The organism is Paraprevotella xylaniphila YIT 11841 (genome assembly GCF_000205165.1).
Taxonomy (GTDB): domain Bacteria; phylum Bacteroidota; class Bacteroidia; order Bacteroidales; family Bacteroidaceae; genus Paraprevotella; species Paraprevotella xylaniphila.
In genome coordinates, this window is record NZ_GL883837.1 from 25,305 (window position 1) to 41,890 (window position 16,586).

Consider the following 16,586-nt stretch of genomic DNA (forward strand, 5'->3'; position numbering starts at 1 on the left):
AACCTCAAAAATTAAACGTCATGTTACAAGGAAAAAATCCCATTCTCGGCATCATCCTACTCTTTTTCTTCTCTCTCCCGTCTTTTGCTCAAAATGCTTCAAATATATTGGAAGGAACCGTGCGCGACATAAAGGGAAAACCTATAGAGTTAGCTACGGTAAGCCTGAACAACGTCATAGGTTCCCATACCGACAGGAACGGACACTATAAGCTGACCCGGCTGAAAGAAGGTACCTACCAGTACCGTGTTTCTTTTGTAGGTTATGAAACGGTGACGGGCACGGTGCATATCCAATCCTCAAAAACAAGACTGGATGTCACACTCAAAGAGCTGAGCCTCAACCTTAAGAATGTAACAGTGACAGCACGGCAAGAACAAATGGGCTCTAAATCGCTTATCGGAGAGGATGCCATACGCCACGTACAACCCAAAAGCCTGAACGATTTGTTGCAGCTCGTACCGGGCAACCTGATTGAAAATCCGAACTTGAACAACTTAGGGCAGGCACACATACGCGAAATAGAAGATGACGACAACAATGCCTTAGGCACCTTGGTGGTAGTAGACGGCACCCCTTTAAGCAACGAATCGAACCTGCAAGTGGTATCGCCCAGCAAATTCGGTGCCAATTCCGGCATGCAAAGCGACGGGATGAGCGAACAGACCACAGCCGGAAGAGGCGTGGACCTACGCACCGTCAGTGCCGGAAATATAGAATCGATGGAGGTGATACGCGGTATCCCCTCCGTGGAATACGGTAATCTGACGTCGGGCGTAGTGGTGGTCAAGACCAAGGCGGGACACACGCCTTGGGAAGCCAAGTTCCAAACGGACCCAAACTCCAAACAAGTCTTCGCCGGCAAGGGATTCAACCTCAAAAGGGGCGGAGCTGCAAACTTCAGCGTAGACTGGTCGCAGTCGTGGGCCGATACGCGCAAGCACTACATGGGATACGACCGCATCACGGCCTCGGCCGGATACTCCGCCCAATTCGGGCCGCTTTCCCTTAACGTGAAAGGAGCCTTTTACTCTAACGTGAACAACCGTAAGGACGATCCCCAGTTCGAGGAACAACAAATACATTACAAAAACACCAACGTGGGCGGACGGCTTTCCGTAAGCGGACGTTACAAGCCTGCCGGAGGCTTTCTCTCTTCGTTGGACTATAATCTCTCAGCTCAAATGTCACGCACGGTAGACAGCCACGACAATTGGGTGAACAATCCCGACGGACTGGTCACGACAGCCCGCGAACCGGGTGTACACGTAGCTCAGATACGTAATGTGGGCTACACATCGGCTTACCGCATTGAGGGCATCCCCGTCAACCTGTATGCCCAGGCTGTGGCAAACAAATACTTGCAAATCTCGGAAAACGACTATGCCAACCTGAAACTCGGCGCAGAATACACTTACGATGCCAACCGGGGTGAAGGATTCACTTACGACGAAAATAACCCGCCGCAAGCTCAAGGGGCACAGACTCTCCGTCCACGGAGCTACAAGGACATACCTGCCCAAAGCACCTTGTCGGGTTTTGCCAGCAGCCGTCTGCGTAAGGGGTTGGGCTCCATGGGGCTTATGCTGGAAGCCGGAGTACGCGTCAGCAACATGTTTGTAGACCGGAAACAAAGCGGAGGTATCAGCCACTTCCTCGTAGCCGAGCCTCGTGTCAACGCCACGCTAAACCTGTTGGACAGCCGGAACAATCCTGTCTTCGACCTGCTAGCCCTGACCGGAGGTTTCGGCATCTCCAACAAGATGCCCACACTGATGTACCTCTATCCCGACTATGCCTATTTCGACAATGCCAGCCTGTCTAAATACGGGACGGAAACAAAGGACCGTTTGGGATTGATCACGACGGACGTAGTAAAGAATACGGCTAATCCCGACCTGCGTCCGGCACGCTCCACGAAATGGGAAGCGGGCCTGTCTTTCCGCATCAACAGGATAAAGGGTTTTGCCACTTTTTTCCATGAATCCCACCGGCACGAACTGGGCTTTACGTCGCAACTCATCTGGCAAAACTATGACAAGTACACCGTGCCGGCCACGGCTACCGACCCCGTATTCGATGCCGCAAGCGGCGACGTGACCTACCGCACGGACGGGACGGAGCATACAGCCCTGCGGACGAAGACCACCGAGATGTATACCTGGAGCCGGGCAGCCAACGGTACGACCACGCACAAGCATGGCATCGAGTACGGGTTGGACTTCGGTGAAATCAAGCCCTTGCACACCTCGCTGAACATCAGCGGGGCATGGTTCCATATCAAGCGCAAAAATGAGAACATGCCCCTGAACTATATCAATTCTTCGTTCGACTACGTAGGCGTGCTCCCTTCGGGCGGAGGGAACCTGCGAGACCGGTTCAATTCCACGTTCCGGCTCATCACCCACATCCCGGCCATCAAAATGGTATTCACCACATCGGTACAGGTCGTATGGTACGAAAGCACCCAAACCATCTACGAAGACGAGAACGGAAACAGCCGCTACTATCTCAAGTCTTACGAAGACAAGGATTACCTGGTAGTCGACCCTGTGGGATACTACGACAAGCAGGGCCGTTACACGGCATGGAGCCCGGCCGATGCCGACGACGCGGACAAGTCGCGCATCATGTACCGCACACAACCTTACTTGTACGAAAAGGATGTCATCAAGCCATGGGCATTGCTGAGCTTCCGTTTTACCAAAGAAATAGGCCGTGTAGCCGAACTGTCCGTCATCGCCAACAACTTCACCAATACCAAGAAGTGGCACACCAACCCGCACAGCCTGGCCAAAACGCAACTATACCCGGACATGTACTTCGGAGCGGAACTGAAGCTGAAACTTTGAGAGCACACCTATATATAAACATTTAACAAACAGAAAACATGAGAAAGAAGTTTCTTAAAAGTGGTGTCATAGCCATGATGGCCGTATGCGGCCTCTCCTTCGTGTCTTGTAGCGAAGATAACGACGAGGGTATGAAGAGTTACAAACTGACGGTCAGCTATTCCCTTCCATCGGACGTGGAAGCGTCTAACGTGGAAGAGCTTAAGCTCATTTTGGGTTCGACTACTAAAAACGACACGTTGTCCTTGGACGCTAACCCGAAAGAGATAGAACTTCCGCAGGGACAGTACAAAGTGACGGTCACCGGCAAGGTGGCCGATGAAGCCAAGGCTTCCCTCAGCGGCAGCACGTCAGTGGACCTTTATGCCCATACTCCGGTTACGGTCAACCTACAAAAAATCATGCAATCGACCCTGATATTCAAAACCATCCACAACGCAGGAAGCAAACAGTATTACATGCACGAGAGCTATTTTGAGATTGTCAACAACTCGGACGAAGTGCAATACTTGGACAACCTGATTCTGACTGCTCCTGCCGGGAACCAACAAACGGCAAATGCATGGCAGGCCAATGGCTACGAAGACCTTTACGCCTGCGGACAGGGTTCCGTGGTGGCATTCCCCGGAAACGGGCACGACTATCCCCTCCAACCGGGTGAGAGTGTCCTGATTGCCAACGATGCCACAAACCACAAACTGGCATACGGCGAAGATGCGTCGCAAGCGGCAGACTACGCCAACTGCCCGGACCTGAGCAACGCCGATTGGGAAATCTATTTGGACTACAACGCCAACGATGTGGACTATGCAGCTCCCAACTTGAAAACCATCTTCTACAACAACAAATACATGTTTGCTTTCGGACTGGGAACCTCAGGACGTTCCTATGTGTTGGCAAAATTGCCGGAAGGCATGACACCGGAGGCTTACGCGGCTTTGGAGTCGAGCGTGATGTACGAACCGGGAACCTCATCCACTACTATGACCTATCTGGTCATCCCTAGCAAATATGTGCTTGACGCAGTAGACATCTACGATGCGGACAGCGAAACCCATTACCCCACCTTCTTGCCGCAAGATGATGCTACCGGCGTGAAAGGCAACCCTATGTATTCGGCCAAATGTATCCGCCGCAAGGTCGTCGAAATGAAGAACGGGCGACCCGTCTACAAAGATACCAACGATTCTGCCGCCGATTTCTTGCGCGACCAACCGTTGACCCCGGGAGAAACTCCTACAAGTGTTGATGAATAATTATGAGAACTGACAGGGACGGGATCAAATCCCATCCCTGTTTTAATCCGAAAAGAAAATGAAACGTTACTTCCTGTTACTGTCGTTGAGTTTGGGTCCACTCGTCCCAATGCACGCGCAATCTTTAGAAGAGTACCGAAGCGAATGGAATGAAAGTTCGGCTAATGTGTCGGACAATATCCGGTATACTAGCCTGAACCCCTCGCGCATCTCTTCTAATTCCTACAAAAACAAGGGTGTGGCCAAACTGGACTATACGATTGGACGTGGAAGTTACCGGGCGGTGGATGAAGGTAGACAGTCGGATAATCTCAAGTTTTATATGGGTGGAATTAAAAACCTGGGCAAGGTAGACGTGTCGGGCTTCATCAGTTACCGTAATTTACAAGAGAAAGACAAGAAGTGGAACTCCACCCTTTTCCTCAACCCCGATAACCCATTTGTGCTTTGCGATTCAGTGGCAAGCGACGCTACCACGGAATCTTTTGAAATGGGCATGACGGCCTCTTATGCATGGAATGAATCCTGGAAAGGGGGAATCTCTATCGGATTGACATTAGGAAGCCTGTCCGACCAGACAGACCCTCGCCCCAAAACCAATACCACCGTCCTGCCTATTTACGTAGGAGCGGAACACCGGTTGAACTCCCAATGGGCACTAGGTGCTACGGCCGGCATTTCCTTTTATAATTCGGACATCGCCTATACGTTGGTCAACACACTCAACAGCCACCGTTATTTCCTGATGAAAGGTATGGGGGACTATTACCGTATCTCGTCGGGTGACGTATCAGGCTACCAACGTGCCTATAAGGGACTGAATTATACCGGTGCCTTGCAACTTGTATGGGAACCGGAACACAAAAAATACGGGAATTTCACGGAAGTCCGTTATACGCATGTTTCGGAAGAAGCTACAGACGGAGGTTCTTCCTATAAATTTTACGGAGGAGACTACACTTCGGATGAATGGATGCTACAGAACCGTTTCCTCCTCTCCCCTCACCGTCTGACACGTCACCATCTGGTATTGACGGCTTCCTACCATTCCGGAAAAGGTATATGGCGGGACCAGAAAATGATGACAGACACCGAACACGGGAACCTGGTATATTACGAGACGCTCAGCAAATATAAAATTCAGGATGACCAGCGAATGACCGCCGGACTGGAATATCGCTTCGAACGATTGAAAGACGACAAGCAGGATTTCTTCGTAGACGCTTTGGCCGCATTCACGTCATCTGCCTATAATCACCAGTTGTCCACCGGAAAAGCCAAACAAACATCCACCTTACTAACCACACAACTTTCTGCAGGCAAGTTCCTGAAAATCAAATCTGCAGGTTTGGACTTGTCTGTCCATGGCGGTTACCGTATACCGTTGAACCGCACTTACGGAAATGGAAACACCAGAACGGCCGATGAAGACATTTCTGCCGTATACACCCGTCCACAATTCGAGTATGCCACTTCCGGACACGCCTTGATAGGGGCTTTGGCACAAGTAGCAATCCCCCTTCCTAAGAAAATAACTTTAGGCATTTATATATCCACGGATTTCAAGTTCTATAGGGACAAGAACGAATATGATGATACTTTCGACGGTACGAACCGTTCGCTTTCTACCGCAGGAGTATATTTGCAATTTTAAGGATTAGTTTTATGAGAAAAAGAAACATCTACTCTATTATCAGCCTGTGGTGCGTGCTATTCTTTTGCCCTACACTGCACGCCGAACGAAAAGGCTTTGCCGTCGTCATCGACTCCATCAGCTACCAACAGGCTCAACACGAACTGGCTGAATACATCCAGGCATTGGAATCCAAACAACATTTCAAAGTCTATACCGTAATCGACCGGTGGGGAATACCGGATTCTATCCGTGCTACTCTCAAAGGTCTGCACGCCCGGCCTCACGAAGCCATCATAGGCACCGTTTTTATCGGTGACATCCCCATTCCTATGATTCGCGACGCACAGCATCTTTGCAGTGCGTTCAAGATGAGCCAGAAAATGCCTTGGCAAGAATCCTCTGTCCCGTCAGACCGTTATTATGACGACTTCTCGTTGCAATTCGACTTTCTGAAACGCGACAGTATAGCCCCATATTATTACTATTCATTATCGGCACGGGGAAGTCAGCAAGTACACCCCGATTTGTTTTCCGGACGCATCCGTCCCACCGACGGCGATATACCCGGTTCACGTTACACCAAGCTCAAAGCTTACTTGCAGAAAGCAACGGAAGCAAAATTGCATCCCGAACGTATGATGTCCGTCTTTGTCTATACAGGCAGCGGCAGCCTGTCAGAATCCAAAACGGCCCATATCGACGAAATGGCTTCCATGCATGCCCACTTCCCTTCGCTCGCACACCGTCCCAATGCCTACCGCTACATGGACTATTCCGACGAGAAACTCATCAAACAAAAATTGATGAACGCGCTCATGTCGCCGGACCTGAGCGTGGCTTTCATGCACCATCATGGCGATTACGACACACAGTACCTCAGTGCTTGGCCCCAACCCTCAACTGCGGAAGAAGCACGCGAGTACTTGCTGCATTGTTACCGCGCCTCCCTGAGCCGTGCCCGGCATTTCGGATATGATACGGACAGTATCAGACGAAACTTACAAAGCCGGGACCAGTTACCCGACGCTTGGATGGCAGAGTTGGATGACAGCACTTTGGCAAAGGACGACTCTTTGGAAAGCGCCATGACCCACATTGTGTTGTCTGATTTCGCCCGCTACGCTTTCCGGCCGAATTGCAGAGTAGCCTTCTGGGACGCCTGTTACAACGGTTCCTGGCATCGTGAGAGCTGCATTGCCAACGAATACATATTCCAACCGGGAAAGACAATCTGCGGACTGGGAGGCTCTGTCAACGTACTTCAGGACAAGTGGCCGGACCGCTTTGCCGGCCTGTTGGAACAGGGTGTTATGATCGGATTCCTGAACCAACTCAATCCCGATTTGGAAATGCACGTGGTAGGCGACCCCACTTTTGCATTCCTTCCGGAACAAGATCACTCTCTTAATGACCTCATCAGTTCCGGCAAGCCGAAAGATTGGAAAAGGTTGCTCCGCCACAGTCTCCATCCGGATATACAGGCATTGGCCTTGCACCAATTGCAAGAAAGCAAGGAAGTTTCCGACCCACACCTGTTGGAATATCTGAAAACGTCACCCTACGGAAGTGTCCGCCTGGAAGCGTTCTTGCTCCTCCAACAACAGCATTCCGACGACTTTGTCTCTGCCATTGAAAACGCGGCATACGACAATTTCGAATTGCTGCAGCGTTTTGCAGTCAATGCGCTTATCAAAAACGGTGACCCTCGTCTGGCAAATACGCTGGCCGGGAAACTCTGCGACGTAAATACATCGGCGCGAGTGGCATTCAATGCCCTGCAAGGCGCACAGTTCTTTTCCCGACAGGACCTGCTCCCCGCCGTAGAAGACAAGCTCCGGCAAATGGCTCCCTACGTGGTCCACCCCGGAACTTATGCCGAAAAAGTATTGAAAAACGCCGGAAACTATGCCGGAAGATGGGACGAAGAGATTGAAAAGCTGTGTAAAGGGGAAATGTCCCGCAAACGTGCTTTGGCACAAATCAACTTCATGCGAATCTATTGCCCGCCTTACCTCTTGCCCCAAGTTGCCGATTATGCCGCCACGCTAAAAGACGACGAACTGCTGTTACCGTTACTCGAGGCTTTGGGATGGCACCGCCAGGCCTATACTTCGGCACAGGTACTCCCCGTAGTGGAAAAACTCATGAAAGACCCTTCCCACTCGGAACAAGTGCGCCAAGAAGCTCTGAAAACCTACAAACGATTAAAATAACCCTCATAGAACAAGGAACATCATGAAAAAATTATTATTATCCGTCCTTACTTGCCTGGCTTTTACGGCTCAAACTGCGGCACGTAACGGATTTGCCATCGTCATAGACTCGGTAAGTTATCAGGAAGCACGGCCTGAAGTGGACGCTTATGCCCGCGCCATAGAACGCCTACATGGCCTTAAAGTGTACACGGTCATCGACCGGTGGCAGATGCCCGACTCCATCCGTGCCACCCTGAAACATTTGCACGAACAGAAATCCGATCCTATCGTAGGGACTGTTTTCGTGGGAGACATCCCCATCGTCATGGTTCGCGACGCACAGCACCTGACCAGTGCCTTCAAGATGAACCAAAAGAATGACCGCCGCGAATCGTCTGTCCCTTCAGACCGGTTCTACGACGACTTCGGCCTGCAATTCGAGTTTCAGGGGAAGGATGAGGAGAAACCTTATTTTTATTATTCCCTCACCCCCCAAAGCAGCCAGAAAGTCTATCCGGACTTGTACAGCGGACGTATCCGGCCTACCGACACGCCCGAAAGCTCCCGCTACCAGAAGCTCAGGGAATATCTGACCAAGGCTGTAAGGGAGAAAGAAAGACAACGGACGCTCGGACAACTGTTTTTCTTCGGCGGCCACGGGTATATCTCCGAATCCAAAACCGCCCGCATGGACGAGAAAGCGGCTTATTTCGAACATTTTCCCTCATTGGCCGGACGCACCAACCGCATTAGCTATATGGACCACACCGACCACAATCCGGTAAAAGAACATCTGATGAACGAAATGATGCGTACCGACCTGGATCTGGCCATCTTGCACCACCACGGCTATTTCGATACGGAATACCTGAACGGTACGGCTCCCATCCGCACGGTGCGCGAGGCTAAGGAGTTTATCATCCGCAACGTGAGGATGCACGTGGAGGAAGCCCGCGAAAGAGGACGTAATTACGACTCCCTGCGCGTGGTACTGGAGAAACGTTTCGACCTGCCGTCCACCTGGCTCGGCGACAACCCTCTAGCCGACAGCCTGCGCATCGCCGACTCTACCCTCGTAGCTAACGAAGACCTGCATCTGGAGGATTTCAAGATATTCGGCTACCGCCCCAATGTACCCGTCGTAGTGATTGATGCCTGTTTCTGCGGCTCCTTCCACCAGGATGACTGCATAGCGAACGAATACATCTTCCAGCCGGGCTCTACGGTGGCTGTCATAGCCAATACGGTCAATGCCTTGCAAGACAAATGGTACGACCGTTTCATCGGACTGACAGCCCAAGGCGGTTGCGTAGGAGACGTTGTACGCTTTTCCAATCTCCTGGAGTCCCATGTCATCGGTGATCCCACGTTCCGCTTTGCCCCCGTGCCCGGAAGTGTGGATGTGGACGGCCTGCTGTTGCGAAATAAGGTCTCTTCTTGGAAAAGGCTGTTGAAAAGCCCTTTGCCGGACGTGCAGTCATTGGCCATCGAACAGTTGAGAAGAGCCGGTGCGCTCTCGTCAGCCGACCTGCTCCGCATCTATCGTGAATCCCCTTACGGCGTAGTCCGCTTAGAAGCGCTGATGGCCCTCTCTGCCACCCCCGACGACCATTTCATCACAGCCGTGACGGAAGCCTCGCAGGATGCCTACGAACTGGTACAGCGCCAAGCGATACGCTTCATCGCCAAAAACGGCGACCGACGCCTTATTCCGGCCCTCATCCGGCTGTCTATCGCCAATAACACCAGCGACCGTTGCAACTTTAATGTCATGACGGCTCTCGCCTGCTTCCCCAAAGAAGACCTACTCGCCGAATTCGACCGGCAGTTCGATGCGCCATCCGTACAATACCTCGACAAGAACAACCTCCGCGGTAAAATCAGAAATACCATAGCCCACAGTGCCGACCGTCTGACCACCGACATCGACAAGGTGGTGAAGGGCGAAGCCTCAGAAAAAGACCGGACCTTCACCATCCGTGCCCTACGCAACACCTTGCCGCACCACAAAGTTCCGGAGTTGTTGGTTTATCTGCAGGACTGCGGAGACGGGAACACTCAAATCTTGCTGCTCGAAGCCTTAGGATGGCACACCGTTTCCTGCCATGCCGCCGACATCGCGGCGACAGCCTTGAAAATGAGCGAAGACGCATCGCTCCCCGATGCCGTCCGACAGGAAGCCCTGAAAACCTACCGCCGCATCCATGAAAAGTAAACTCATACCTCTTTTATACATAACCTTGCACCTATGCGCCCAAGGCGCATGGGCGCAAGTCCCCGACGGAAGCGACATGCACCTGCCGCGCACACCTTTCCGCCTGCAAAGCCGGGCAGAGGTACAGTTACCGCCTGCGGTGGACAATTCCACACGGAAATTCTTTCCACCCATATTGGACCAGATGGGCGGTTCCTGCGCCCAGGCTTCCGGCATCGGTTACATGTTCACTTACGAAATCAACCGCCTGCTCGACCGCGACGCACATGCTTCTGCCGACCATCGCTTCAGCTATCAGTTTTCGTGGAACCTGCTCAATGACGGACAGGACCAGGGCGACTTTGTAGACCAGGGCCTCTACCTGTCTGAGCGTTACGGCATCATGACCGAACAGGACTACGGCATCTCCGGCACCTACCAATTCAAATGGGCCACGGGATATGACAAATACTACAAGGCCCTGCAATACCGCACGCAGGAGGTGCTGACGTTTGCCGACAGCATCCCCCTGATGAAACGCTGGCTCTACGATGCCGGCGACGGCAGCGCGGTGGGCGGTGTGCTCACCTTCTCGGCCATGAGCCGCAGATGGGATATCGACGACGACTACCAGGGTCCCTCGCTCACCGGCTACCGCTCCTTGCTCAAAAGCCTTGCCACAGACGGGGCACACGCTCTCACCATAGCCGGATACGACGACACGGTCGTCTACACCGACGCGCAGGGGACACCGCACACGGGAGCCTTCATCGTGGTCAACTCCTGGGGCACCCATAGCCACGACCGCGGACGCTTCTATCTCCCCTACGACTTTTTCCGTGATGCCCGCGTGCCCGAACAGCAACTGGGCAGCACGGTGGAAGCCATCCGCGTGCGCATCCACCGCCCCCTCGTAGTCTTCCGCCTCGCGCTCGACTTCTCTTCACGCAACGACCTCTCTTTCGGTCTGGCCACGGAAAGCGACGTAGACGAACGGGGCATCATCGGCTACCACACCTGCCGGGCTTTCTACAACCAAGGGGGAGACTACCCCATGCAGGGACAATACATGCCCGGAAATATCGAAATAGCCCTGGACCTGACCGAATACATGACGGAAGAAGGGCGCGGCGGCGAAACATTCTACCTCAATATCCTGCGTGGTTTCAGGGGCAAGGTGAAGGGCACGGGGCGCGTCACGGCCCTCTCCATCGTGGACTACCGTGGGACGCAGCCCGTGGAATACCCCTACCGTGGCACCCTACCAGTGGAGCTGCGCGACGGCAGCAATCCTTTCAGCATCCGGGCCGCAGAAGACGCTCCCGTCTCTGCCTCGGCCTTCCGTTACACCGACGAGGCAGGCAACGTGACCGACCGTACCTTCCTCCTGCGCACAGCCGAAGGCCGGCAGGCCAAGATACGCTTCGCCAACCCCGACACCGGCAGCCAGACCATCACCCTGCGCTACCGGACGACGGAATAACCGGAATAACTTAAAAAGACAGAACGAATGAAAAAACAACTCGCACGATTGATATTCTTCTCCTTTCTCGCAGCAGCCTGCTCCGCCGAGCAACCTCTTACCACCGGCGGAAGTACGGCAGACCACACGGCCGTCATCCCCAATGCCAAGGGACAATGGACTTACTTCTCGCTCAAGACGCATACCGTGGTAGGCACTTGTGCCATGACCGACACCCTCGCCCAACAGGCCTACGCAGCCCGCACAGACTGGGACATCGCCATTGCCGACGGGCGTATACGCACCAACAGCGGCACATCGGGAATCGGAGACGGAGGCATAGCCCTCTCGCCCTACGGCTATGAACAGACTGACCCGGACATGACTGTCAAAATTCAAACCGATTCCATACGGTAGAGGAATGGCGGAAAGAATGGCGCTCTAAACCACTTGAAACCAACATGTTGAGAATGGATAAAATTTGTGCGCCAAACGAAAAATCATTCGGCTGAGAATGAAAAATCAATCTCAGGAGAATGATTTTTCGTTGGCAGCAGATTGCAGAACCGACATCCTCTGCCTTCCATTCCTGTCAGGTTTTATACATTTCAAACCCAAAGCAGACACGCATCATGTCCCAAGCATGGCTCCGGAACCGTCCCACTATCTTCGATGCTTCCCAAAACAATCAGGCCGCGCTCGTGGGAGAGCGCGGCCTGACTGTTTTTATCAAATACTTGTTTAATCCTTACACCATCAATGCGGCCACCAAAGCCAAGATGGCATAGAATTCCGGAAGGGCTGCATAAATCATCGTATTGGTCTGCACGTCGTGTCCCTGGGCAATGCCCACGATACCGTTCGCACAAATCTGCCCCTGACGGATACCGGAAATCATACATACCAGACCGACTCCCAAACCGATGCCTAACATCAACGGTCCCTCCGTCGTGAAATCACGCCCCATGGACATCAGGAAAGCCACAAAACCATACAACCCCTGTGTGGCCGGAAGGGCAGACAAAATCATGTAACTGGAAGATTTGGAAGGATTCTTCTTCAACGCCCCTTCGGCAGCATTTCCCGCAATAGTCGTACCGTAACAACTGCCGATACCGGCCAAGGCAAACATCAAGCCCAAACCGATGTAACCTAAAATTTCATTCATAATGTTCTAAATTTTATTTGTGATTAATTGATTATTTGTTTTTTACTATGCTGAAAGGCTCGTATGCCTCTCCTTTTCCGTCGTAGCCGGAGTTCTTGAAATATTCCACAAAGGTCAGACGAAGCGGGTGCACGAAAGCACTCAGGCAAGACATGGCGATGTTCAACGTATGGCCGAACGCTAAAATCAGCCCGCAACCCAACCATCCAGGAACTCCGTACAATGCGTCTCCCGCACCGTCACGTACCATAAAGGCCAACTGATTGAACACACCGCCCAACATACCGCCGGCCAACCCGAGGGCATACAGACGGATATAGGAAAGCACGTCGCCCATCAGCCCCGTAGCCATGTTATACGTGTCCCACAATCCGGCTCCGATATTGGCAAAAACATTGCGGTGGAGGTTGTTCAGCAAATAAATGCCGATGGCCGCCACGCCGCCGATCACAAGGAAAGCCGTATTGGATACATTCTCCGAGATCACTTTCATAAAAGAAAGGCCGCCCGTACAGATGAAACCGACGACAAGCAGCAGCCATCCCCAATCAGAGAGCGACTCCTTGAAACCGTAACGTACCGTAGCACCGATGGCCTTCACCGTCATGGCGATGCAGATGTGCACTACGCCGATAATCAAGGCTAACAGCATTTGTTTGTCATAGCTCGTGTCGCCTATCTTACCCACGATCATGAATTGCTTCATCCACCCGGGCACATCTACGTCGAAGAGGCTCACCCCAAAGAACGTACCCAAAACGGCACCGAACACGGTGGTGGCTGCTCCCAACGTAATCACCAAGTTCATGATACCCTTCAAAGAGGAAGAAAGCTTGTGTTTCAGGAAAAATCCCAAAGCAATCAGCACCAATCCGTAACCTGCATCGCCCATGCAGAAGGCAAAGAACAACGTGAAGAACGGGGCGACCAACGGCGTGGGGTCAAACTCCGCATAGTCGGGCATGCCGTACATCTTCGTCAGCACCTCGTACATCCGTACGAATGCATTGTTCTTCAATTTAATCGGAGCATTGTCTTCCCTGCGCGCCGCACGTATCTCATAATAGACCTCCTGAGTGGAAAGGAAAGATTTCACTTCGGCTTCCTTGTCTTCCGGAATCCATCCTTGCAACACCATCAAACGGTTGTCGGCCACTTGTTCCGTGCCCAACACCACGCGGTCGAAAGCTATGGAGGTGCGCAATTCATCTTCATAACCACGAAGCCGGGCTACATAACCTTGCGCCAACCTCCCCATTTCATGTTCTATAGCGGCTATTCCTTCTTCTTTTTCACGTATCTGCTTCCGCAAATCCATCAACGAGACACAGGGCAGGCGCAACCGTTCGGCATCGAGCACCACCTCCTCGCCCACCGGCGTAAGGGTCACGAAATAGACCTTGCCCTTTTCACGGGTTACTTCAGTAGCATAATACAATGCCGCCCACTCTTCATTGAACGAACGTTCGGGGCAGACAAAGAAGCCCATGGCATAACCGATGTCCGACAAACCTTCGACACGCGCCGGGTCGAAGTCGCCCCAAGGCAACAGCGCAGCCTCATCCTTCCGCAAACGTTGGAGTTCCGCCTCTGCCTTATGCCGGGTTTCTTCCATCCTATCCAAATGCGACAAGATATCCGCCACGCCACGGTTGTCGGCCAATGGATTGTCCGGCACCGGCATAGCCTCCAGGCGGTTTATCCACTCTTTCACATGCTCCGTCCGCCTGAGTTTGGCTTCCAATTCTGACGTAGGTTCCACCACACCTTCCTGTGCCGTCTGTACATGCAATACCCCCAGTTCCTGCATCCGTTTCAAGAAAGCTTCGTACTCCTTATAATAAATAAGGAAAGTAAGTTTCTTCATCTTCGTAATCATGCCTCGGCCTCCTTTCTCTTCTCCTGAAGGGTTTTTAATATTTTCTGGGAAGACTTGGACAAGTTTTCCTCATCCTCCATGAAACGTTTGATTTTCCGTAACGCATCCTCATAACCGGGTATCTGCACCTTCTCGAAAAGGTTCACCTTCTGGGTCGTCTTCTTGCGCGAATACTCCAACAGGTCGAGCTTGGCCTGCACGAATTCCTTTTCTATGGCCGTCCGCGCCAGGCCGCGCAACAAAGAAATCCCGTCATAATACCACTTGGGACTGCTGAACATACTGAACGGACGCACCTCCAGTTCCACACTGTTCAGCACCGGCACCCGCACCCCGGCTATCTTTTTTACGCCTAAATCCACGTCCTTGACTCCGACTATCGTCGGGTCAAATTCGCTCCATAATGCAAACATCGCCTCGTAAGCCTGAATCTGCGCCTCCAGGTTGCGTGCCAGTTCCGCCGCTTCCGCCTTGCACTTCTTCACCTCCATGCGCAACGCACTCTCCTTGTTCTTGATGATAGGCAGCGTGCGTACACGCATCTTGAGTTGTTTTTCAAGCTGCTGCAACGAGGTCTTGTTATATTGAAATTTAATGGCCATATCCTTCCGATTTATTTCGTCCAGAACTCATCCACCAGTTCCTTCTTGATGTTCACCTCCTCGGGTTTGAAGTACTTGGCAAACAGCCCCCAAGTCACATCGAGCATCTCCGTGGTATTCAGGTTCACGTCGATGGCCAACAGCTTGTCTGCATAATCCTTGGCAAAAGAAAGCGTACGGTTATCGTAGTCCGTCAGGTCAAATCCGTTTTCCATCTTGGTCTTGGCGTTGGCGGCATCCGCATACAAACGTACGGCCGCATTCATCACCTGCGGATGGTCTTTACGGGTTTTCTTACCGGCCACCAACTGTTTCAGACGGGACAACGAACGGAACGGGTCCACGATGACCTTGCCGATATCGCTGTCGCGACGCAAGAAAAGCTGCCCTTCGGTGATATATCCCGTGTTGTCCGGCACGGCATGCGTGATGTCGCCCCCGCTCAACGTCGTCACGGCGATAATGGTAATGGAACCGCCTGAGGGGAATTGCACGGCTTTCTCGTAAATCTTGGCCAAGTCCGAGTACAACGAACCGGGCATGGAGTCCTTCGACGGAATCTGGTCCATACGGTTGGACACTATGGCCAACGAGTCGGCGTATGAGGTCATGTCGGTGAGCAGCACCAATACCTTCTCATTCTTTTCCACAGCGAAATACTCGGCTGCCGTCAAGGCCATGTCGGGCACCAACAGACGTTCCACCGCAGGGTCCTCGGTCGTGTTCATGAAACTGACGATACGGTCGAGCGCACCGGCATTCGAGAACACGTTTTTGAAATAAAGATAGTCGTCGTTCGTCATACCCATGCCGCCTAAAATGATTTTATCGGTCTGCGCACGCAGGGCCACCATGGCCATCACCTGATTGAAAGGTTGGTCCGGGTCGGCAAAGAACGGTATCTTCTGGCCGGACACCAACGTGTTGTTCAGGTCGATACCGGCAATACCCGTCGCAATCAGTTCGGACGGCTGCTTGCGGCGCACCGGATTCACCGACGGACCGCCGATTTCCACTTCCACGCCTTCCACTTCCGGCCCCCCGTCAATGGGATTACCGTAAGCATTGAAAAAGCGACCGGCCAGTTGTTCGCTCACTTTCAGGGTCGGAGCCTTGCCCATGAACACGACTTCCGCATCCGTAGGGATACCGCCCGTACCCTCGAACACCTGCAGCGTCACTTCGTCACCGGCAATCTTCACCACCTGGGCCAACTTGCCGTCCACCATAGCCAATTCGTCGGCCCCCACGCCCGTAGCCTTCAGGGTACAAGTGGCCTTCGTAATCTGGCTTATCTTCGTATATATCTTTTGAAATGCTTTTGTTGCCATAACTTTCCTGA

12 protein-coding genes are annotated in these 16,586 nt (G+C 52.6%); 8 read left to right on the forward strand and 4 right to left on the reverse strand.

Annotation, left to right across the window (positions count from 1 at the left end; all coding sequences use genetic code 11):
* Nucleotides 1–20 precede the first annotated feature (20 nt).
* The 8 genes from HMPREF9442_RS05875 to HMPREF9442_RS16185 all read left to right on the forward strand — a co-directional run bounded on the left by HMPREF9442_RS05875 (nucleotide 21) and on the right by HMPREF9442_RS16185 (nucleotide 12,383).
* Nucleotides 21–2,852 carry a TonB-dependent receptor gene (locus HMPREF9442_RS05875; RefSeq protein WP_008626400.1) on the forward strand — a complete coding sequence of 944 codons (2,832 nt, stop codon included), beginning with the start codon at nucleotides 21–23 and terminating at the stop codon, nucleotides 2,850–2,852.
* Between the two features lie 38 nt (nucleotides 2,853–2,890).
* Complete coding sequence (locus HMPREF9442_RS05880) at nucleotides 2,891–4,108, forward strand: DUF4876 domain-containing protein (RefSeq protein ID WP_008626401.1); 1,218 nt, start codon at nucleotides 2,891–2,893, stop codon at nucleotides 4,106–4,108.
* A 58-nt stretch (nucleotides 4,109–4,166) separates the two neighbouring features.
* Entirely contained in the window at nucleotides 4,167–5,762 is a 1,596-nt protein-coding gene (locus HMPREF9442_RS05885; RefSeq protein WP_040602705.1) for a DUF6850 family outer membrane beta-barrel protein, read from the forward strand.
* Nucleotides 5,763–5,773: 11 nt separating this feature from the next.
* Entirely contained in the window at nucleotides 5,774–7,957 is a 2,184-nt protein-coding gene (locus HMPREF9442_RS05890) for a HEAT repeat domain-containing protein (protein WP_008626403.1), read from the forward strand.
* A 22-nt stretch (nucleotides 7,958–7,979) separates the two neighbouring features.
* Entirely contained in the window at nucleotides 7,980–10,154 is a 2,175-nt protein-coding gene (locus tag HMPREF9442_RS05895; RefSeq protein ID WP_008626404.1) for a HEAT repeat domain-containing protein, read from the forward strand.
* The gene (locus tag HMPREF9442_RS05900) at nucleotides 10,144–11,616 is read left to right on the forward strand and encodes a C1 family peptidase (protein ID WP_008626405.1); all 1,473 of its coding nucleotides are present in this window, start codon (nucleotides 10,144–10,146) and stop codon (nucleotides 11,614–11,616) included. The genes HMPREF9442_RS05895 and HMPREF9442_RS05900 overlap by 11 nt, the downstream gene beginning before the upstream one ends.
* Before the next feature lie 27 nt (nucleotides 11,617–11,643).
* Nucleotides 11,644–12,012 (forward strand): HmuY family protein, encoded by a 369-nt coding sequence (locus tag HMPREF9442_RS05905; protein WP_008626407.1) that lies wholly within the window; start codon nucleotides 11,644–11,646, stop codon nucleotides 12,010–12,012.
* Nucleotides 12,013–12,227: 215 nt separating this feature from the next.
* A complete protein-coding gene (locus HMPREF9442_RS16185; protein WP_157183527.1) occupies nucleotides 12,228–12,383 on the forward strand; it encodes a hypothetical protein in 156 nt (51 codons plus the stop codon).
* On the opposite strand, the gene HMPREF9442_RS05915 is transcribed toward HMPREF9442_RS16185, so the two are convergent.
* The 4 genes from HMPREF9442_RS05915 to HMPREF9442_RS05930 are packed head-to-tail and all read right to left on the reverse strand — an operon-like array spanning nucleotide 12,344 to nucleotide 16,575.
* Entirely contained in the window at nucleotides 12,344–12,763 is a 420-nt protein-coding gene (locus HMPREF9442_RS05915) for an ATP synthase subunit C-like protein (RefSeq protein ID WP_008618333.1), read from the reverse strand. The two genes, HMPREF9442_RS16185 and HMPREF9442_RS05915, sit on opposite strands and share 40 nt — an antisense overlap.
* Nucleotides 12,764–12,794: 31 nt before the next feature.
* Entirely contained in the window at nucleotides 12,795–14,642 is a 1,848-nt protein-coding gene (locus HMPREF9442_RS05920) for a V-type ATP synthase subunit I (protein ID WP_008626412.1), read from the reverse strand.
* Nucleotides 14,639–15,244 (reverse strand): V-type ATP synthase subunit D, encoded by a 606-nt coding sequence (locus tag HMPREF9442_RS05925; protein WP_008626413.1) that lies wholly within the window; start codon nucleotides 15,242–15,244, stop codon nucleotides 14,639–14,641. The genes HMPREF9442_RS05920 and HMPREF9442_RS05925 overlap by 4 nt, the downstream gene beginning before the upstream one ends.
* An 11-nt stretch (nucleotides 15,245–15,255) precedes the next feature.
* Nucleotides 15,256–16,575 carry a V-type ATP synthase subunit B gene (locus HMPREF9442_RS05930; protein ID WP_008618330.1) on the reverse strand — a complete coding sequence of 440 codons (1,320 nt, stop codon included), beginning with the start codon at nucleotides 16,573–16,575 and terminating at the stop codon, nucleotides 15,256–15,258.
* Nucleotides 16,576–16,586: the final 11 nt, after the last annotated feature.